This window comes from Pseudomonadota bacterium (genome assembly GCA_030860485.1).
Lineage (GTDB): Bacteria > Pseudomonadota > Gammaproteobacteria > JACCXJ01 > JACCXJ01 > JACCXJ01.
In genome coordinates this window covers 17,290-37,242 of sequence record JALZID010000203.1, presented here as the reverse complement: position 1 = coordinate 37,242, position 19,953 = coordinate 17,290, and the positions used below count along the sequence as shown (strand labels likewise).

The following is a 19,953-nucleotide window of genomic DNA, read 5'->3' as shown; positions in this document are numbered from 1 at the left end:
AGAGGCGAAAAGCCCCGCGGTTTTTGACCGAACCGCAGGTCGAGGGCCTGCGTCAGACGGTCAAGAAGACCAGCCGCAACCCGCACCGCGACTCGACAATGATCCTGGTCGCTTACCGCCACGGCCTGCGTGTCGGCGAGGTGACGGATCTCCGCTGGGAAGACGTGCATCTCGACCGCGCCGAGATCTATGTGCGACGCCTCAAGAGCAGCAAGAGCACCATGCATCCCCTCCAGGGCGACGAGCTGCGGGCGCTGCGCAAGCTCCGGCGCGAGAAAACATCGAGCCTCTCCTTTGTATTTATTTCCGAACAGGGCGGGCCCCTGGGCACCGATGCGGTGGAGTACATGCTCAAGCGCGCCGGCCAGGCCGCAGGCCTCGGACACGTCCACCCCCACATGCTGCGCCACGGCTGCGGGTACCGGCTCGTCAACGAAGGCGTCAACACCCGCACTATCCAGGACTACCTCGGCCACCGCGACGTCCGGCACACCGAGATCTACACCGAGTTGGACGCGAGCCGCTTCCGCGGGCTGTGGCGGCGCACCGGCTCCGAGCGGTAGGCCACATGCAAGCCCTTTGGCCACTGATCGCCGCTGTTCTTGCTATTGTTTGACGATCCTGAAGGGACGGAGGAGAATCGGGCGAAGCGGCCGCACATGAGCGTTAAGCATAGCGCAGTAAAAGCGCTGCGGTCCCGTGCATCCGGTCTACCGGTCCTGAGAGCGGTGCCATCGGCTTCAGCCATAGCCTCTCCCAGCAACGCCGCGTACAGTGCCCGCCCCTTCAAGCCCAACGCCAGGCCGCTCTAAAGCCCCTCACCTCACAATCCGATAGCCCGTCTCACGGAGTGTTCGACGCGCTCCCTGAGGTCGCAGGTGGCGGCGCCACCCCAGAGTAGAGGGAAAAGATATGATGACGAAAGAGCAAAGGTGAGAGAGTGATTTGTGATCCACAACCACCACATTGGGTGGGACCTAAAATACGAACGGAAGGCCCGGAAGACTCCAACGGGGGGCGCCCGGAGCGCATGCCAATCATCCGGGAGTTGGAGCATCTCCACCAGTTTGAGGAGATAGGGAAGCGTATTCATGCCCAAATGCGCAATATGCTGTATGCCGGATTTCTACTGGGATGTATGCTCTTAGCACTCTTTGGAATTCTATTGATTCATATCGCACATGATGTCTTTTGATGGCGGCGGACGATCAAAGCCCGGCTCGAACGGGCGCCCTCAGGCTGGCCCGCCCGTCAACCTTCAAGATGCACTGTGATGGACACAATCCTAATCCTATGCGCATTTGTGGTATTCGGGTTGGCGGCATGCGTGGGGCGCGTACGGAGAACCGATAGCCATCGTTCCCAAGGAACTGCATTGAAGACTCCGCGTCATGTGGTCGGAGTACAAGGGGCGCATCCGGGTCTACACCGAGATCGAGGGCAAGGCCGACAGGGTGCCTACCAAGAAGGGCGTCACCCTGCGACCCGAACTGATCCCGGAGCTGATCAAGGCACTGGAGGGCGTGCAGCCGTGACCCCGCTGACACGAGGGTTTTGGCGTTATCTCCTTCTCTCGACACCGCGCGGGACCGCGCTTAGGTCTTACAACAGACCGCCGAAATCCTAGGCCCGCACCGCCGCGCCCCGGATCTCCACGCTGAGCTGGCGCGCCACGGACGACCGTGCCGCCTCGTAAACGGCGCTGCATAAGGTCGTGCGGCCGGGCCGGCGTCTCCTCCCACATAGGCCGGGCGCGGTGGTGCGGGCCCCTACGCCCTCGATAGCGCTTGGACGGTCCCGTGGGTTTCCCATCCACGCCCATAATGCTATTTGTCTGGATAAGGAGTGTTGCAATGACGAAACGGATATTTCATGCGACAGCGATCTTGTCTCTCAACCTTACTGCGGTCAGCGTCTCGGCGGGGGAAGTCGATGCGACAACCGTGCTCGGTGGTGCCCTCGGCGGTGGCGCAGGTGCCGCCATCGGCTCTGCCGTAGGCGGGCGGGAAGGCGCTATCATTGGTGGCGGCTTAGGCGGGGCGGTCGGTGCCGCAATTGGCGGCAGTGCGTCGGATACGCGTTACCGTCAGCCACGGCCGGTGGTCATTGAAGAACCGCGCTATCACCATGACAACGGCTTACATCGCGGCCACGATAAGTATAAATCCAAGCATGGACGGGGGCACGACTAAGCGCCGCGGTATATCGTCCAGAAGAGGCACTCATGCGAAGACGGGCAGCACTTCACCTCCTATGCCTAGTCCTCTGGCACACCGGCGCGAGCAGATTGGCTCATGGGTCGCGTGGTCGCCATCGCCGACGGCGACACCTTAACAATCCTGACTACCGACCAGGGACAACATCGCGTGCGGCTCGCTGGCATCGACACACCGGAGAAACGCCAGCCGTTTGGTCAGGTAGCTAAAGACCATCTCTCGAGTCTGGTGGATGGCCAAACGGTCACCGTCAACTACTACAAGCGAGACCACTACGGCCGCATTGTAGGCAAGGTGCTGGCAAGCGGCGCTGATGCTGGCCTCCGGCAGGTCGAGGCCGGACTCGCGTGGCACTACAAACGGTATGAGCAGGAACAGTCGGATTGGGACCGGGCGGCCTATGCTCGGGCCGAGGTGAGAGCCCGCGCGGAGAGGCTTGGTCTCTGGCACGACCCGAAGCCAGTGCCTCCGTGGGACTTCCGACGACCCCCATAAAAATACTACGCTCGTGCGGTGGCGTTGGCCAAACACTGAACAACAGGACGCCGACACTGCCGAGCCGGAAGCGCTTGAAAAGACCGCTATCTCGATCGACAACAATGAGTTCGTTGGTGATCGTCCATTTCCCGACGACTTCTTACCGGAGGTGCCAACCTGATATGCGTTGGTGCCTTCCGGCTCTAGGAAGGAGGGTGTGCTGCTACACATACTGGCATGTCTCCCCATCGCGATCGATCTCTCTTGCCCGGATTTCGTTAAGGCAGCGCATACCATGCCCTCGCGGGTACCGTAGGAAGGGCAAATTGTCCTCGCAGACACAATCTCCACCCTTCTCGCTTCGTACGGACACGATAGCCTAAGGACGTATGGAAGAGCGTACAAGAGAAAATCACCAATCACACGAGAAGACTCCGAAACAGCGTGGAATACCAACCGTCTCTCGCGCTTTAGACGACGGCACCCTCGTCGAACTTCTTTATGACGCGCGGGAACGGAAAACAAGCCTTGCGATCTGGGATGGAAATATCTGGAACGTCGAACAGAGCTATGCGCTTGATCTCAGCCATCTCCTGGTCCCGTACTCGCCCGAGAACAACCTCATCAAGCATCAGGTAATATTGTTTCCTGAGAAAGCAGAGGAATACGGTACCACGCAGGAGCTCGTGAACCACATACAAACCTTTATCCACCGGTACGTTGACCTGTCCCCGGTCTTTGAAATCATCGCAACCTACTACATTCTTCTGTCCTGCGTTTACGACAAATTTAATGAGCTCCCATACCTTCGTGTTCGTGGTGACTACGGCAGCGGCAAGACACGGTTCCTCCTTGTCGTAGGCTCCCTCTGTTACAAAGGAGCTTTTGCAAGTGGCGCATCATCGGTGTCTCCTCTCTTCCACATTCTCGATAGCTTCCGTGGCACGCTGATCATGGACGAAAGCGACTTTCGCTTCTCGGATGAGAAAGCAGAAATTGTAAAGATACTCAACAACGGAAATGTAAAAGGGTTTCCTGTCCTTCGTTGCGAGGTGAATCGATACAAGGAATTCAACCCGAGAGCCTTTAACGTCTACGGCCCCAAGGTGCTGGCGACCAGGGGACACTATGACGACAAAGCGTTGGAAAGCCGTTTTCTTACCGAGGACATGGGACAAGGACCTCTGCGGAAAGACATTCCCATCAGTCTCCCGAACAGCTGGGAGGAAGAGGCGCGGTCAATCCGTAACAAACTGCTCCTGTATCGGTTTCGACACTATGGGAAGGCCGCCATAAGAAGTACTGCAATGGACCCATCTCTTGAACCACGGATGAATCAAATCTACCGACCTCTTCTTGCCCTGGTGGACGATACCGAAGCACGACACATGCTTCTCAATTATGCACATACGAAGCACCAAGAGATCGTCCTTGATCGCAGTATGGAAATGGAAGCGCAGGTACTCTCCATGATTCTAAAACTTTCACGCGCGAGCCAGTCTCCTGGGGTATCGATCAAACAGATCGCCGACCGACTCTACCAAGAACATGGCTTGGACTATGATCGCGCTATCACCCCGAAATGGATCGGGACCATCGTACGCCAGAAGCTTCACCTCAGAACGTACAAGAGGCACGGGGCTTTTGTTGTTTCAGTGAACGAAAAGACTCTTGAACCGCTGTACGAGAAGTATGGCATAAGGGACGACGAGGACGCTCGCTTCCTCTCCCGCGGTGCCCCGGATGACTCTCTCCCGCTCCCAATCGGGGGACTTGGGGACTTGGGGACGTTGGGAGAAGGAAGATGGCCCCGAGACAGCATAGAAACCAAAGCCCCTTAAATTCGTAGCCGGAGCGATTCCAGCATCCTTCTCAACGTCCCCACATCCCCATGTCCACCCGCGCGTACAGGAGATGCGAAAGGAGATCGGGGCTGTGGATCTAGTTGGGCGGGGCGGCGCGGTACGTTACAGACCATCCTCCTGACACCACGGAGGAATCGCTTCGCAATAATCTGCGAAGAGCTCGGCGTCCAACGTGCAGTCCTGAATGGCCGCAAATGCAGCCTCGTGCTCGATCGCAAATGTGGTGCAATGACCGAATATCCAATCCCGCTTGCAATCTCCGGTGCGCGGGCCTGGGTCTTCCCACTTCCCAGGGCATGTGGAATCCTCCGCTTGCGATAGATCGGGTGGCAGATCGGCGGCATTCAAGCGCAACACTGTGGCTGTGATCGCGCCAATTGCAGCAAGCTTCATGTATCTCGGTCTCATATACCATCGCGAACCGGTTTTCGGATTCCAGATAGCGCACTGGTGACCTGGAAATTCTCCGTGAGCAAAGATAACCATCCATCAGCCAAGGAACCCCCGTTCCGCCAAACACGGTGACCAATCCGTAAGGCGCGGAGGGTCAACGAGCCTTCGCCGATTGGGCCGCGCGTTTCTTGCCCTTCCTCTCTCCCTGGGCCGCCTTCTCCATCGCGGCTGCATCGAAGGCCGGGATCGTCTGGATGCGCCCATAGCCCCGGCTCGCATACCATATCGAGAATCCGAGCGCCGCCTCTCCGCTCGGGGCGTCGATCACATCGACGAAGTCGTATGGCCCTTGCGTGTAATAGACGGCATCGAGGGTGATACCAAGCGCCTGGAGCTTTGCCTTGGCATCTGTGGTCCGTTCGGCGTGCCTCTGCACCCATTCCGCGTTGAGCGTACCGAGTAGTATGTACTTCATAGTGTCCTCCAGCCTTTCAGGCGGGCTGCCTCATGGAAGTAAGTATAGCCCGTTGTCATGAACAAGCACGTCCTCGTAGCGAGGCCACGGAGAGCCGGCTGTCACGAGCGAGGAAGGGTCCGAAGCGAAGGCCGAGAACGCCGTATCCCGGTGACGGAGAGACCGCTGTGGAAGGACGGCATCCACCGGGACACGGCGCACCGAGCAGATCGGCCGCCCAGGTAGAGAGTTGAGGGGAGGGTCGTTCTCAAGACTCGCAGCAACCTTCTTGCCACTTTTGTCACATTTTCCACCCTACCGCGATCGCTTCTGCGAGTTATGCTGAAAGGGTGACGAGCATTCCCCGCGTCGCGCGCATTTTCATGAGAACAGCGCCTCACAACTATCTCCGGACATTCCGGAAGCGGAGCGCACTTACTCAGGTCGATATTGCTTTCCTTCTTGGGGCTCGGAGCGGCGCGAAGGTGTCTCGTCTAGAACGGTTGTCTCGGTTCCCGAACCTGAAGACCGCCTTTGCTTGTCAGGTCATTTTCGGTGTCCCGGCAGATGAACTGTTCCCCGGTCTCTACCGCGACATTGCATCTCACCTGGCAGAGCGGGCAAAGGTGCTCCGGCTGACCGTGTCGCGGAGAGAGTCGACTCCGCGCAGCGAACGAAGGGTGAAGATGCTTGACGGCATCGTTACCCGTACAAGCCAGAGCGGTTAGCCGTTGCAAGGAAGCATCGTTATTCGTATCCGCGGCGTATCCGCCGCGCACGCCCCTATGCATCCCTTCCAAGAATCTCTCCTTCTTGCCATCTCACCCGCGAGCCGAGGATTCGGCTACGTCTTCATGAAAGGGCCCGCCGGCCTAATCGACTGGGGCGTGAAAGATATACGGCAGGACAAGAATGTTACCTGCCTCGAGAAACTCGATGCACTGATCACCTTCTACGGACCAGAGTTTGTGGTGTTCGAGAATCCTTCCGAAACGCCGTCCCGCCGCTCTTTACGGATTCGTCACCTCCTCCAAGGGGTAGAGCGTCTCGCCGACAGGAAAGGCGTTAAGGGAAACCCCATCGGACGAAGAGACATGCGGGACTTCTTCTCCCGGCACGGTGCAGGCACGAAGCACCGCAGAGCCGAAATCCTCGCCAGTCAATTCCCAGAGCTTGCATCTTCTCTCCCGCCACCGCGAAAGATCTGGATGAGCGAGGATCCGCGGATAAGCATCTTCGAGTCCCTGGCTTTGGCCCTCGCTTTCTGGTACGCCGATAAACCTCCGTCTTCCATTGAGCGTCCGCTGAGCGGCCCCTCCGGTCCCTGATCACGACCCTCCTTTCCGTCGCTTGTCCGTTGTCCCTTTGCTCTGTCGGCGTTTACGCCGCCTATGGAGTGTTTATCTTATGGTTATTGCCATCCATTATTTTCGCGATTATTTATGGACCTATCTACCATTACCACAATTGTCGTCACGGTCTTCTCCGTTGGCGCCGCCTGGGGGTCGCTTAAGCGATCGGTTGCGGCAGTAGAGAAAACGATTGACGAGCGCATAACCCCCGGGCTTCGTGACGTAAGCGAGCGGCTCGCACGGATCGAAGAGCGGGTTACCACTCTCTGGGAACGCCGACTCGCGAGAGCCGCGTCGCCCAAGAAGCTTACGGCCTACGGAGAGCGTCTTCTCCGAAGAAGCAGCTTTGCCGCCCTTCTCCAAAAGCATGAGAGAGCGCTTCGGGAGGAGGTGCTTTGGAAGGAACCCAAGACTCCCCACGAGGCAGACGTTGCTATAACGCGGGCGCTGCGATCCTTTCTCGCGCACCGTCCGGATATCTCCAACACGCTTGAGGAGAGAGCATACCGATGCGGAGCGACCCTCGACGACATCATTTTCGTCGGATCACTCTACCTTCGCGACCACCTGTTTCCCAAGCTCCGATTCCACTCACAAGAACCGCGAACCGCCAAGTCGCGACGACGAACCACAGCACGCAACCACCAATATACCTATGTCTACCTGGAGGAACAGAAATGACGAGACAAACATCACCACTCTATGAAATCGATCCCGAAGGCGGTTACCTCTTCGTACGAAGGGCCACCAGAAAGGAGATCCTCGACCTCGCGTCACACATCCTCAAAAGCCGCATGCGTCGCAGCTCGACGCTCCTCAACCCAAACGAGGCAAAGCTCTATCTCTCGCTTCAGTTGGGAGATCTGGAACGGGAAGTGTTCTGTTGCATTTTCCTCGATAACCGCCACCGCGTCATAGCCTTTGAAAAGCTTTTTCTCGGCACCATTGACGGCGCGTCGGTCCACCCGCGAGAAGTGGTCAAGGCAGCACTCAAATGCAACGCTGCCGCCGTGATCTTTGCACATAATCACCCTTCGGGCATCGCTGAACCATCCCGTGCCGACGAAGGTCTTACGAGGCAGCTCAAGGACGCGCTTGCGCTTGTGAGTATACGGGTCCTGGACCATATCATCGTGGCCGGGACAGAAACTGTGAGTCTTGCTGAACGAGGACTGCTCTAGGGAAGGCTCTACACCACCTTTGTTCTTTCATCGTCCCATCCTTTGGGGCGATTTTTGTTCTGAAACCCAATGGGGATGTTCCCGGATAGTCCGTGAGATTCATGAACTTCTGGAAGTTCACTTTCGAGACGACTTTCGGTCTCGAGTACTGCCAGCGGCGACTCATGAAGGGGCGCATCGACTTTCCCCTTGGCATGATGCGGGACGGCAGCTCATCGGCTATGCCGGCCGCATTGTGGATGAGGGAGCGATCGGTACGGACACTCCGTGGTATTTCTTCCCGAAAGTCGGGAGCACAAGGGCACCTGCCATGAGTTCCGCAAATCCGCGTTTTTGTATAACGGGTTTAGGATAGAGAACGCTTCGCGGCTCGTGGTTGTCGAGAGCTTTACCGCCGTTTGGCGGCTCACCCAGGCCGGGATCACGAACGTGGTGCCGCTCATGGGCGCCTCTTGCTCGGAAACGCAAGCCGGTCCCCTCCGAGATCTCGTTCCAGACCATGCCGGGCACATATAAAAAAGGGATACTGTTTAGTACCCCTAACTTTCAGCCCTTGGTCACTTTAGGAAGAAGGCGCCTTCTAGGATTCTTTCTCCATCGCTGCCAAGCTGTCTGGACACCGTACTTCGTACCCAAGGCGGCAATGGTTGCTGCATTAGCAACCTCTGCGGAATTGGCTCCGTCGGGAAAGAAGAACGCATCGATCGTAAATGCGGCTCCGTAGGCTAACCCACCTATAAATATATCACCCGGTGTAGCTAGCTCAAGGTCGCCGATCTTAAAGGCCATCGAAAACGGCTATTCGTGCCGGGAAGCTGAGCGCTTTCTCATTTGGGCTTCTTCGATCTGAGACTCGGATCTGCCTCTACTGATCAGAACCGCGGATGTCAGGGCGAGAAAGACCACCGCGGACCCCACCAGGAAGCCGCTTGCGGGGGAGAGGCCAAGCGTAGAGAAGGCGATCTGCCCGATGCCGCCCCCGAACACGACAGAAAGAGCAAATACACTCGGGTATCGGGACTTGGACACCAGGTAGGTAGCAACCTTTGAAGGAGTATCATCATTCATATCTCCACAATGTTCTCCTCTCCTTGGACCATGCTCCTTTGCCCTCCCCACCACAGACAACGGAACATCTCCAGGAGCACTTTTTAAAGAATCCTCCCCGAGACGCTCCTGTCCTCCACGCGCTGCGGAAGAAGGGCACTCTGACTCTAGCTTACTTATAGTCTGGTCGCTGTCAAGGCACTTTCTATCAGTACGGGGTTCTTCCGTGAAGCGCCCGGTATGCGAATCTCTACCTTTACGCATTATCCGTATTCGTGCGAACTCAAGGAGCCGTGATGCTGTTACATCAACGATGTTGTGGTTGTAATCCGTTGGCTCAGTGTTGTGGCTGGATATTGTGGTGTTCATGATCACGCCTGGTTATTAAGTGCAGGGAGTCGTGCATTACTTTCGAGTACGTTGTGGAGAGTTCTGTATATATAGCTCGTGTTATCATATACAGAGAAAGGATGTCCGCGAATATGTATCCAACATCGACGTCGATATTATCGTTAAAATAATTCTCCTCGACATGGTCAAAACACAGGTAGCCAAAAATTGTTTTTGCTTTGATGTCAATATCGGTCTCATGCTTCCTACGCAGCCTCATCCGAAAAGACGAGGTAAGCTTATTGTTCCAGAGAGTGATTGGAATAATAATGGTAGACTTGTAACAAGAGCTGGGATCAATCTGGCTTGGAGGATCTCTGTCGTTCTGTGGCGGTATCCAACATCTAACCCATGATTCATCATATTGATAGCCGTGATTCTCACTTGATTTGGCCGATGCCGTATTCTTGTGCTCGTAGTACGCTCGGGCCAATGCGTCATCTATCCTCGCATTGCGATATTCATCATTGGTGATACTTTTAGGTATATCGTTACATAGAAAATATCGACCATGGGCTTTTACGAACAAGAATCCTGAATTCTCCTTCAGAGGGTATTCCGACCGATAGTTGACTTTCTTCTCTCTGACTAGCTGAACTATTTGGTCCTCCTCGCCCTTTATATAATGCCCCTTTATACAAAGGCGCGGCTCTTTGTCATGCCGACTGCGAAAGTATGATTTAATAAAGCGGAAATTCTGCAGTGAAACATGATATAGCTTCTTGTTTAAGAACTCCTCCAGCTGGCCACAAAGCTCATGAAGCCTCGCGACGGGTGTCGGAGATTCACGCAGGGCGTCTTTCAGCGTTTTGTGTAGTTCCCCGGCGAGAAAGTTATACTGAACGTACTCTCCTTGGTTATAACAGATGACTTCACGCATGAACGAAAAAGGATCACGTGAAGTCGTTAGTTTGCTGCGTGTTGACATCATCTATCGCTGGGCGCGGGTTTCCGCCGGTGACACTGTCGTGATTTCAATGTCCCGAGGACCAATAGCTTTGTGCTTTTCAGCGAGTGCGTTATAGACTGAGTTAGCAATTGCCGCTGTTACGGGACGATTCTTCTCTATGGTTGAGATGGTATCTCTGCTCACACCAGCTGCCTTCGCAAGGTCCGTTTTATTCATGCCCGCATGAAGCCGCAAAGTTTCGCAATGTGGAAGATAGTATGTGGCCGTATTGTTGGCCTTCGAGGCACCTTTCATTGCCAAAGCTCAAGGAATCGTATGTTGTCAAGTAGGATACCATGCGTATCCGTGGTTGTCAACAGGTTCCAGCACCTTTCTGTGGGATTCCGCAGGATCCCTCAAGATAGGTGGTCTTTTAGTCGTCACAGAGATCCTTTCTTGAGTTCGCCCACACCAGCCCCTCCCGCGCCGGATCCCTTCGATACGCCCGCGTCCGGAGCCGTCGTGGTGGGCCGGCTCAGGGAGGGCGTCGCCGAGATCTGCGATCGGATGCTAGCATCTCCCCAAGAGGGCATGGGACAACGGCTCGATCCGTGCCCGGATCTCGATGTACCGCTCATTGTGACCCCGTACCCGGCAGCCCCCCATGCACGGCTGGCTGGAATCGCTGGTCTCAGCAAGGCCCGCGCACAGGGTGCCGCCCTCGTCGCGCCGATTTGATTGACCCTGACCGCCATCTGGTCGGCTCCGGTCAGTCTACCAGCTACCTCTTCTTCGACGGTTGATAGTCTCGACCACCGCGGTCGGCCCCCGATGCTTTGCTTCCGCTACGGTAATGAACCGCCCGGTTCTTGCACTCCGCCCCCGCTGCTTTGAACCACCTTGCTTTGATGTTGCCATGATATGACCTCTGTGTAGAGACCCCACACGTTGTGGGATTGCGCGCAAATAAAATACAAGCGCTTGTGATCGGCAAGAAGCGGTGCGGCCCCGTTCACAGGCAGTCCCGCCAGGAGGACAATCCTCTAGTTGCGATCACTATTGAGGACACCAACCATGAACGTCGTTCCCAAAGTCGAGCCCAGCAGAAAGGCAGTCGCCATCTGGATCCGGGTCTCCACCGAAGACCAAGCGAAAGGTGAGAGCCCCGAGCACCATGAAAGGAGAGCCCGCGCCTACGCCGACGCCAAGGGCTGGAAGGTACGGGAGGTCTACCACCTGGAAGGGGTGAGCGGCAAGTCTGTGATAGAGCATCCCGAAACCCAGAGAATGCTGGAGGACATACGAAGCGGTCACATCACGGGCCTCGTCTTCTCCAAGCTCGCCTCGCTTCACAGGGCGGGTCCAGCGACGCTTTGAGCTGCCTGATGTCGCCTACGTAGCCCCCGCGAGAATTAACCGAAGCCGGGCTTTCACCGGCTCCGGTTGATCGCCCAAGCTACCTCTTCTTTGACGGTTTCCTGGTGGTCTCAACCACCGCCGTTGACCTACGACGCTTCGCTTCCGCGACGGGAATGTACTTCCCTGTGCCTGCGTCACGTCCTCGCTGTCCTGAACCACTCCGCTTTGATGTTGCCATGATATGACCTCGGTGTAGATACCCCACATATTGTGGGTTCGCGCGCCAGTATACACACTATGTTGCGATACGCAAGGAGCAGCACGGCACCGTTCACAAGGACGCGTTCAGGCGGGACAATGCTGACAAACTGAGGTCACCAGGCAGGCAAACATCCATGAGTGCCGTTCCCAAAGCTGAGCCCGACAGAAAATCCGTCGGCATCTGGATCCGGGTCTCCACCGAAGACCAAGCCCGGGGTGAAAGCCCCGAGCACCACGAGCGCCGAGCCCAGGCCTACGCCGAAGCCAAGGGCTGGAAGGTACGGGAGATCTACCACCTGGAAGGGGTGAGCGGGAAGTCCGTTATAGAGCATCCTGAAGCCCAGAGGATGCTTAAGGACATACGAAACGGCCACATCAGCGGCCTCGTCTTCTCGAAGCTCGCCCGTCTTGCCAGGAACACCAAGGAACTCCTTGAACTCTCTGACATATTCCGTGAACACGGAGCTGACCTCGTCTCTCTTCAGGAGTCGATCGATACCGGCTCACCTGCTGGGCGCTTGTTCTTCACCGTGGTCGCAGCCATGGCCCAGTGGGAGCGGGAGGAGATTGCAGAGAGAGTAGCGGCCTCGGTCCCCATACGCGCCAAGCTCGGCAAGCCCTTGGGTGGCGCTGCTCCCTTCGGCTACCGCTGGGAGGGGAAGGAGCTGAAGGTAGACCCCAAGGAAGCTCCGGTCAGGAAGCTCATCTACGACCTTTTCCTGGAACACAGACGGAAAAAGGCGGTAGCCAGGATCTTGAACGAACAGGGCTACCGTACCAGGGACGGGTCCCACTTCTCGGACACGACTGTCGGACGGCTCATTGAGGACCCCACGGCCAAGGGATTTCGAAGAGCCAACTACACAAGGACCCTGGGCGAGAACAAGAATTGGGTCCTCAAGCCCGAGAGCGAATGGGTCTATACGCCAGTCGAGCCGATCATCTCCGAGGACCTCTGGCGAGAGTGCAATGCGATCCTCACGGAGCGGAGGGAGAAGAACAAGCGCCCTGCCAGGAAGGCCGTCCACCTTTTCTCGGGCCTCGCCTTCTGCACCTGCGGCACCAAAATGTACGTGCCCTCGAACACCCCCAAGTACGTCTGCTACGAGTGTCGGAACAAGATACCCGTCGGCGACCTGGAGGGGGTCTTCCACGAGCAGCTCAAGCACTTCTTCTTCTCCTCAGAGGACATCACGGAGTACCTCCATCATGCTGACCACGTCCTCAAGGAGAAGGAAGCGCTCCTTCATACCCTTGAGTCCGAGCAGGCGAAAGTCACCCAGGAGATGGACCGGGTGTACCGCCTCTACGTGGGCGACAAGATCACTGCGGACGCGTTCAGTGAGCGGTACCGTCCCCTGGAGGACCGACGCAACCAGCTCCGGGATGAGATACCGAGACTCCAGGGAGAACTCGACTTCCTGAAGATCCAGTACCTCTCAAGCGACGAGATCGTCGAAGAAGCGCGCGACCTCTATTCCCGCTGGGATGGTCTCCTGCCCCAAGAGAAGCGACACATCGTCGAGACCATCACCGAGCGGATCACGATTGCAAAAGACGAGGTGGAGATCCACCTCTGCTACCTTCCCAACCCTGTAGAGATGATGGCTCGAAGGCAACACGGCCACAGGGGTTCATGGCCGCGATGAGCTGCACCCGCGCCGGAAAATCGGCCTGCTGCGCGGCGCGCGAGACCGTGATGGTCCCGCACTCGAGCGGTTCGCGGAGGACCTCGAGCACGCGCCGGTCGAACTCGGGCAGCTCGTCCAGGAACAGGACTCCGTGATGGGCGAGTGAGATCTCACCCGGCCGGGGGTGGCTGCCACCGCCCACCAGCGCCACGGCGGAGGCCGTGTGATGGGGCGCGCGAAACGGCCGCCGCCTCCAACTCTCGGGCCGGAAGCCCTGGGCGCTCACCGAGTGCACGGCCGCCGACTCCAGGGCCTCCTGCTCATCCATGGGCGGCAGGATCCCGGGCAGGGCGCGCGCCAGCATGCTCTTGCCGGTGCCGGGCGGACCCACCATCAGGAGGTTGTGGCCACCGCCCGCGGCGATCTCGAGCGCGCGTTTGGCGTGGTACTGGGACTTGATGTCCGCCAGCTCCGCGTGCTGGCCGTCAGTCGGGGCCACGGGCGCCGGGGCGCAGGGCTGCATGAGCGTCTGGCCCTGCACATGGGCGCAGACCTCTAGCAGGTGCTCGGCCGGAAAAACACGCAGGGCATCGACCAGGGCCGCCTCCGCGGCATTGTCCCGCGGGACCACCAGCGCACGCCCGGCGTTTCGCACCGACAGGGCGGAGGGCAGGATCCCGCGCACGGGCCGAAGCTCCCCGGTCAAGGCCAGCTCGCCCACGAACTCCAGGCCCAGGCAGGCGGCGGCATCGAGCTGGCCGGACGCGGCCAGGACACCCAGCGCGATGGCCAGATCGAAGCGCCCGCCTTCCTTGGGCAAATCGGCCGGCGCCAGGTTGATGGTGATGCGTCGGAGTGGAAACTCGAACTGGGAATTGAGCAGCGCGCTGCGGACCCGGTCCTTGCTCTCCTTCACCGCCGCCTCGGGCAGGCCAACGATGGACAGCCCCGGCAGGCCGTTCGACAGGTGCACCTCGATGGTCACGAGCGGCGCCTCGATCCCGACTTGGGCACGGCTGTAGACGACGGCGACGGACATGGAGGGTTGGAACTACCGACCGGAGTCTGATCGCGATGTCATCGGGGCATCATCGAGATGGGTGGGAGGCGCGCACGGCCCCGATATCGGCCCGGTGGTGGCACCGTTGACGGTCCGCGGCAGCAATGATTAAAAACAACGCGGCCGGGGGCAGCGGTGTCAGTCGCGGCGCCCGCTGCCCGGACCGCCGGCCGTAGCTGCATACGTCATGCGCCCGCCCCGGCACCGAGCCGCATCCCCCGTAAGCCCGTGCCACGATGCTGTCGAACAAGGGCCGATGCCTATTCCGCCTATGGTATAAGCACGGCAGACGACGTTCAGGGTCTCCGACTCCGGAGAGCGATCTGCCTTACCCCCTGAACCGGGCTCGATCGATTCCAGCGCGAGCCGCCTGTCCTGCAGGGACCGGTGCGACAATGCTAATGAAATCACCTTGAATCATAAGGAGATTTATGATGAACAAGCGTAGACAGACGCGTTCCCCACACCTCCTCTACCTGGCGCTCGCGGCCATCGTGCTCGGCTCGGCCCCCCCCGCCGCTCCCGGCCCAAGGCACGGGGAAGCGCGTGATCGAGCTGCGCGGTGCCGAGACGTTCGGGATCGGCACCTCGCCCTCGAAGGCCGCCACGGCCAAGGTGGGCCAGGACCTCCTGGCCCTGTACGCGGAGTACCAGGCGCACCTGACGTACACGAGCGGGCAAGGGGCGTCCGCTCCGGCCTTCAAGTCCAGCAACGCGCTCGCGCCCGTCGCCGGGGGATCCGTCGTCATCGATGCCACGGCATCCGGCGACCCCGAGGCTCTAGCCGCCGATCTGCGCGCGCTCGGCGCCGAGAACGTCACGGTGTTCGGACGAATGGTGTCGGGCCGCCTGCCCATCACCGCGATCCCGGCGCTCCAGGACCTCTCCTCGCTGCAGTTCATTCGCCCTGCCTATGCGACCACGAACGCCGAGGACGTGGGCGGTTAGGGCGGCGCCGCGATGCACGCGGATATCGCTGGCACGGCCTACGGTGTCCACGGCACCGGCGTCACGGCCAGAAGCACCCTGAAACTTGCGCTCGCGGCCGTTGTCCTTGGCGTGACCGCCCCACCGACCTCGGCCCAGGACGCCGTCCCTCCTGTGATACGCCGGGCCGAGACTCTCGGGATCGGAACCTCGCCCTCGAAGGCCGCCATGGCCAAGATGGGCGCCGACCTCATGGCATTACACGCGGAGTACCAGGCACATCTGACGCGGACGAACGGGCAAGGAGTGGCCGCCCCGGCCTTCAAGTCGAGCAACGCGCTCGCGCCCATCGCCGAGGGAGCTGTCGTCATCGATACCGCCGCATCGGGCGACCCCGAAAGCCTTGCCGCCGATCTCCGCGCGCTCGGCGCCGAGAACGTCACCGTGTTCGGACGCCTAGTGTCGGGTCGCCTTCCCATGACCGCGATCCCGGCGCTCGAGGACCTCTCCTCATTGCAGTTCGCCCGTCCCGCCTACGCGACCACGAACGTCGGCGCCGTGACGAGCCAGGGAGATGCCGCGATGCGCGCGGACATCGCCCGTATGACCTTCGGCGTGGTCGGCGCGGGGGTTATAGTGGGCACCCTGTCGGACAGTTTCAACTGTCTCGGGGGCGCCGCGGCAGGCGTCGCGAGCGGTGATTTGCCCGCTGGGATCACTGTCTTGGAAGAAGGCCCCTGCGCCGATGGACGCACGGACGAAGGGCGAGGCATGATGGAGATCATCCACGATATCGCCCCCGGAACCACCCAAGCCTTCCATACGGCAGAGGGCGGACAGGCCAATTTCGCCCAGGGGATCATCGATCTCGCCAATGCCGGGGCGAAGATCATCAACGACGATATCATCTACTTCGCCGAGCCCTTCTACCAGGACGGAATTATCGCGCAGGCGGTGAACACGGTTAAGGGGATGGGGGTGGCCTATTTCAGCTCGGCCGGCAACGACGGTCGCCAGGCCTACGAGTCCGCCTTCCGCCCGAGCGGCCAATCGATCGACCTCGGCGGCGGGCCGGAAGAGCTGCACGATTTCGATCCGGGTACCGGTGTCGATACCTGCCAGCAGGTCACCATCCCGGTGGGCCAGACGCTGGAGTTGATCTTCCAATGGGATCAGCCCTTCTTCTCGGTAAGCGGACCACCGGGCTCGGCAAGCGACATGGACATCGTTCTAACCAACGCGGCCTGTACCCGACTCCTTACCGCAAGCGCTGCCTTCAACGAAGGAAACGACCCCGTCGAGATCTTCGACGTTACCAATACCGGTCCCGCCACCACCTTCGGCGTGATCATCCTGAAATTCACCGGACCGAACCCCGGGTTGATGAAGTTCGTGAACGTCGGGAGCGGCGCCATCACGATCGATGAGTTCGATACCAAGACCGGCGCCTCCTGAGGCCATAGCGCCGCATTAGGAGGGCTCGGCGTCGGCGCGGCTGATTACCGGCAAACTCCGGCTTTCAGCGCGAATCCGCCGCGCATCGAGAGTTTCTCTTCAGCCGGGGGCACCCCCATCCTCTTCGATACCGCCGGGAACCGGCTCGCCACACCGGAGATCCGCCAGCAGCCGGACATCACGGCTCCGGATGGGACCGACACGACATTCTTTGGTGGGAGTGACCCGGACGCGACCTGTTTTCCAAACTTCTTCGGGACCTCGGCCGCCGCCTCGCATGCCGCCGCGGTCGCCGCCTTGATCGCGGCTCGGAACCCATCGTTTAACCCGGATGACATCTATGCCGTTCTGAAAACCACGGCCGTCGACATGGACGATCCGGCGACGCCGGGGTTCGACACCGGCTTCGACTACGGCACCGGTTTTGGGCTTATCCAGACCGACGCCGCGCTAAGTGCGGTTCCGCCGCTACAGCCACCCGCGCCTCCGCCGCCACCCGCGCCTCCGCCACCACCCGCGCCTCCGCCACCACCCGCGGTAACGTGTCCGATTCCACCACCACTGTGTAACGGCCTCCAGGCGACGATCGTCGGTACCGATGGCAACGACCATCTTGTCGGCACCCCGGGCAATGATGTCATTCATGGGCTGGCCGGCAACGACAACATCGCCGGGCTCGACGGGAACGACGTCATCTGCGGTGGTCGGGGTCGCGATAGGCTGTCCGGCAATCGCGGCAACGACAAGCTGTTCGGTGACGCGGGAAACGACCTCCTGAAGGGAGGCGCAGGCCGGGATCGGCTGTTCGGCCAAAGAGGCAGAGACACGATGGACGGGCAGTCCGGTACCGATAGGTGCGATGGCGGTAGCGGTATCGACAAGGCCGCGCGCTGCGAAAGGACGACCCGCGTGCCCTAACCTAGTGCGCTCCGGGATCTCTCGCGCTGCGTCCTCCCTTTGCTCGCGACGGTTTTTTCACAAACGCTCAGGCTTGCCGTGGCGTCGAGCGTACGGGTGGGACAGGCGCCGTTCGCAGCGCCTCTTCGAGGGCCGCGAGCCGTTTCTCCATTGCTTCGAGCCGAGCCCGGGTGCGCGACAGGAGCGCCGCCTGGACATCGAATTCCTCGCGGGTCACGAGATCCAGGCGCGACAAGGTCGCGCCCAGGGCGGATTTGAGGTTCTTTTTGAGGTCCTTCCGCAGCACCGCCGTCCCCTCCGGCAGGAGGCTCGCGAAGCGCGTCAGGATCTCGTCTACAGGCAGCCGGTCGGTCACGAGACGCATCATAATCGCAGGGGGCGATGGCAGTCCAGGACGCTGGCGCCCGGAATCATCTGTCGCCCAGAATCATCTGTCGCAAGAATCACCGGTCGGTCAGCAGATCTTCGAGCACGCGCTCGTAGATCGCGGTGAGCACATCGAGATCGCGCACGGCGACGTGCTCGTCGATCTGGTGGATTGTCCGGTTGATGGGGCCGAGCTCGACCACCTCGGTTCCGTGCGGCGCGATGAAGCGTCCGTCGGAGGTCCCGCCGCTGGTCGAGCGCCTGGGGGAGGTTCCCTGCACGGCCGCCACGGCCGCCTGCACGGCCGCGACCAGGCGGCCGGGCGGCGACAGAAAGGGCTCGGCCGCGAGCCGCCAGTCGCAATCGAAGGACAGATCGTGGCCGGCGAGGATGCCCGTGATCGCCTGCTTCAGACCCGGTTGGTTCGAAGCCGTCGAATAGCGCAGGTTGAACCGGACCGTGAGCTCGCCGGGCACGACGTTGTCGGCACCGACCCCGGCCCGCACCTCGGTGATCTGCAGGCTGGTGGGCGGAAAAGCGGCATTGCCTTCGTCCCAGCGCGTGGTGCAGAGCGCGTGTAAGGCCGGCAGGGCCAGGTGGATGGGGTTGGCCACGCGCTCCGGGTAGGCGACATGGCCCTGGGTGCCGGCCACTCGAAGCGTGGCGCTCAACGAGCCACGCCGCCCCACCTTGATGACATCGCCCAGCCGTTCCTCGCTGCTAGGCTCACCGATGAGGCACCAGTCGATGTGCTCGCCGCGCGCGCCGAGGACCTCGATGACCCGCCGCGTGCCGTCGATGGCCGGGCCTTCCTCATCGCTCGTCAAGAGAAACGCCAGCGAAGCGCGCGGCTCGGGGTCTGGGGCGAGAAACCTCTCCACCGCCGTGACCATGGCCGCGAGCCCGCCTTTCATATCCGCCGCCCCGCGGCCATAGAGGCGCCCGTCGCGGATCGCGGGCACGAAGGGGTCGCTGTGCCAGGCGGACAAGGGACCCGGGGGCACGACATCGGTGTGGCCCGCCAGCACCAGGAGCGGGCCTTCCGTCCCGCGCCGGGCCCACAGGTTGTCGACGAGGCCGAAGCGCAGGTGCTCGGCGGAAAATCCCAGGGCCGCGAGCCGCTCCGCGATGAGTAGCTGGCAGCCAGCGTCGTCGGGGCAGACCGAAGGCCGCGCGATCAGGTCCTCTGCCAGCGCCAGGGTCGCTCTCGACGAGTCACTCCGGGTACGGGTCGGGGACATCGGTCTCTACCAGGCGGCGCACCGCGATATCGATGAACTTCCGCTCCGCCTCGCAACCGGTGAAACGACGGTCGAGCAGCAAGGCCGCGACCCCCGTCGCCCCGGTCCCGAGAAGGGATCGAAGAGCTTTTCTAAGGTTTTAAGCTTCCCAGCACTTAAGATCGCCAGGCGACAAAAACCTTGGATATGCACAAGCCCAGTCATCTTCTAGTTATCTTCAGACCTTTCATCAATTCGATACCGCACTGGTAACCGGAATCGTACCGCTGGATGAGGAAGAAACGCAAGCCTTGCCCTCGCCGGCGGTCGCCTACCGCTGTGGCTGTGATTGGACCGATGCCTTCCAGCTTAATCAGCCCCGTGGCCGCTTCCATCTCCTTCGCAAGCACCTCAAGGTGCCGGTCATAAAAAGCATTCCACAACTCATCATCGATCACGCGAAAAACAAACACTTCCCTCGTGAGGACCACT

General features: G+C 60.0%; 20 protein-coding genes and 1 pseudogene. 13 read left to right on the top strand and 8 right to left on the bottom strand.

The window, feature by feature from the left end; genetic code table 11:
* The 5 genes from M3461_11810 to M3461_11790 form a co-directional block, all read left to right on the top strand.
* The coding region (locus M3461_11810; protein ID MDQ3774988.1) for a tyrosine-type recombinase/integrase at positions 1–563 on the top strand (563 nt) is incomplete at its 5' end.
* An 828-nt stretch (positions 564–1,391) separates the two neighbouring features.
* A complete protein-coding gene (locus tag M3461_11805; GenBank protein ID MDQ3774987.1) occupies positions 1,392–1,535 on the top strand; it encodes a transcriptional coactivator p15/PC4 family protein in 144 nt (47 codons plus the stop codon).
* 318 nt (positions 1,536–1,853) lie between these two features.
* The gene (locus M3461_11800) at positions 1,854–2,192 is read left to right on the top strand and encodes a hypothetical protein (protein MDQ3774986.1); all 339 of its coding nucleotides are present in this window, start codon (positions 1,854–1,856) and stop codon (positions 2,190–2,192) included.
* Between the two features lie 102 nt (positions 2,193–2,294).
* Positions 2,295–2,711 carry a thermonuclease family protein gene (locus M3461_11795; GenBank protein MDQ3774985.1) on the top strand — a complete coding sequence of 139 codons (417 nt, stop codon included), beginning with the start codon at positions 2,295–2,297 and terminating at the stop codon, positions 2,709–2,711.
* 371 nt (positions 2,712–3,082) lie between these two features.
* A complete protein-coding gene (locus M3461_11790) occupies positions 3,083–4,534 on the top strand; it encodes a hypothetical protein (GenBank protein MDQ3774984.1) in 1,452 nt (483 codons plus the stop codon).
* A 126-nt stretch (positions 4,535–4,660) separates the two neighbouring features.
* Here the strand turns inward: M3461_11790 and M3461_11785 are convergent, their stop codons facing one another.
* Together M3461_11785 and M3461_11780 are read right to left on the bottom strand one after the other, a co-directional pair.
* On the bottom strand, positions 4,661–4,951 hold the full coding sequence (locus M3461_11785; protein ID MDQ3774983.1) for a hypothetical protein: 291 nt from the start codon (positions 4,949–4,951) through the stop codon (positions 4,661–4,663).
* Positions 4,952–5,105: 154 nt separating this feature from the next.
* Positions 5,106–5,426, bottom strand: a complete 321-nt coding sequence (locus M3461_11780) for a GYD domain-containing protein (protein MDQ3774982.1) — start codon at positions 5,424–5,426, stop codon at positions 5,106–5,108.
* Between the two features lie 710 nt (positions 5,427–6,136).
* On the opposite strand from M3461_11780, the gene M3461_11775 reads away from it, so the two are divergent.
* From M3461_11775 to radC, 3 genes are all read left to right on the top strand, one after another.
* Positions 6,137–6,733, top strand: a complete 597-nt coding sequence (locus M3461_11775; protein ID MDQ3774981.1) for a hypothetical protein — start codon at positions 6,137–6,139, stop codon at positions 6,731–6,733.
* 114 nt (positions 6,734–6,847) lie between these two features.
* Complete coding sequence (locus tag M3461_11770) at positions 6,848–7,438, top strand: hypothetical protein (GenBank protein ID MDQ3774980.1); 591 nt, start codon at positions 6,848–6,850, stop codon at positions 7,436–7,438.
* Positions 7,435–7,938, top strand: coding sequence for a DNA repair protein RadC (gene radC / locus M3461_11765; protein ID MDQ3774979.1), 504 nt, complete (start codon positions 7,435–7,437; stop codon positions 7,936–7,938). Before M3461_11770 ends, radC begins: the two co-directional genes overlap by 4 nt.
* Positions 7,939–8,484: 546 nt before the next feature.
* Here radC and M3461_11760 read toward each other — a convergent pair.
* Entirely contained in the window at positions 8,485–8,727 is a 243-nt protein-coding gene (locus tag M3461_11760) for a hypothetical protein (GenBank protein MDQ3774978.1), read from the bottom strand.
* Positions 8,728–9,322: 595 nt separating this feature from the next.
* On the bottom strand, positions 9,323–10,255 hold the full coding sequence (locus tag M3461_11755) for a hypothetical protein (GenBank protein MDQ3774977.1): 933 nt from the start codon (positions 10,253–10,255) through the stop codon (positions 9,323–9,325).
* Positions 10,256–11,338: 1,083 nt separating this feature from the next.
* Between M3461_11755 and M3461_11750 the strand changes: the two genes are divergently transcribed.
* Both M3461_11750 and M3461_11745 read left to right on the top strand, forming a co-directional pair.
* Positions 11,339–11,641 carry a recombinase family protein gene (locus tag M3461_11750; GenBank protein MDQ3774976.1) on the top strand — a complete coding sequence of 101 codons (303 nt, stop codon included), beginning with the start codon at positions 11,339–11,341 and terminating at the stop codon, positions 11,639–11,641.
* A gap of 377 nt (positions 11,642–12,018) precedes the next feature.
* Complete coding sequence (locus M3461_11745) at positions 12,019–13,533, top strand: recombinase family protein (GenBank protein ID MDQ3774975.1); 1,515 nt, start codon at positions 12,019–12,021, stop codon at positions 13,531–13,533.
* Here the strand turns inward: M3461_11745 and M3461_11740 are convergent.
* Positions 13,511–14,554: pseudogene (locus M3461_11740) on the bottom strand (YifB family Mg chelatase-like AAA ATPase). The gene M3461_11745 and the pseudogene M3461_11740 overlap by 23 nt on opposite strands.
* A gap of 567 nt (positions 14,555–15,121) precedes the next feature.
* Here M3461_11740 and M3461_11735 point away from each other — a divergent pair.
* The 3 genes from M3461_11735 to M3461_11725 all read left to right on the top strand — a co-directional run bounded on the left by M3461_11735 (position 15,122) and on the right by M3461_11725 (position 17,875).
* Positions 15,122–15,523: a hypothetical protein gene (locus M3461_11735; protein MDQ3774974.1), complete on the top strand. Its 402-nt coding sequence runs from the start codon at positions 15,122–15,124 to the stop codon at positions 15,521–15,523.
* Between the two features lie 12 nt (positions 15,524–15,535).
* Positions 15,536–16,957 (top strand): hypothetical protein, encoded by a 1,422-nt coding sequence (locus M3461_11730; GenBank protein ID MDQ3774973.1) that lies wholly within the window; start codon positions 15,536–15,538, stop codon positions 16,955–16,957.
* Between the two features lie 84 nt (positions 16,958–17,041).
* Positions 17,042–17,875 carry a S8 family serine peptidase gene (locus tag M3461_11725; GenBank protein ID MDQ3774972.1) on the top strand — a complete coding sequence of 278 codons (834 nt, stop codon included), beginning with the start codon at positions 17,042–17,044 and terminating at the stop codon, positions 17,873–17,875.
* 67 nt (positions 17,876–17,942) lie between these two features.
* Here the strand turns inward: M3461_11725 and M3461_11720 are convergent, their stop codons facing one another.
* The 3 genes from M3461_11720 to M3461_11710 all read right to left on the bottom strand — a co-directional run bounded on the left by M3461_11720 (position 17,943) and on the right by M3461_11710 (position 19,952).
* A complete protein-coding gene (locus tag M3461_11720; GenBank protein ID MDQ3774971.1) occupies positions 17,943–18,242 on the bottom strand; it encodes an accessory factor UbiK family protein in 300 nt (99 codons plus the stop codon).
* Between the two features lie 76 nt (positions 18,243–18,318).
* Positions 18,319–19,482, bottom strand: a complete 1,164-nt coding sequence (gene dapE / locus M3461_11715; protein MDQ3774970.1) for a succinyl-diaminopimelate desuccinylase — start codon at positions 19,480–19,482, stop codon at positions 18,319–18,321.
* Positions 19,483–19,682: 200 nt separating this feature from the next.
* Positions 19,683–19,952 carry a hypothetical protein gene (locus tag M3461_11710; GenBank protein ID MDQ3774969.1) on the bottom strand — a complete coding sequence of 90 codons (270 nt, stop codon included), beginning with the start codon at positions 19,950–19,952 and terminating at the stop codon, positions 19,683–19,685.
* Between the last annotated feature and the right edge of the window lies 1 nt (position 19,953).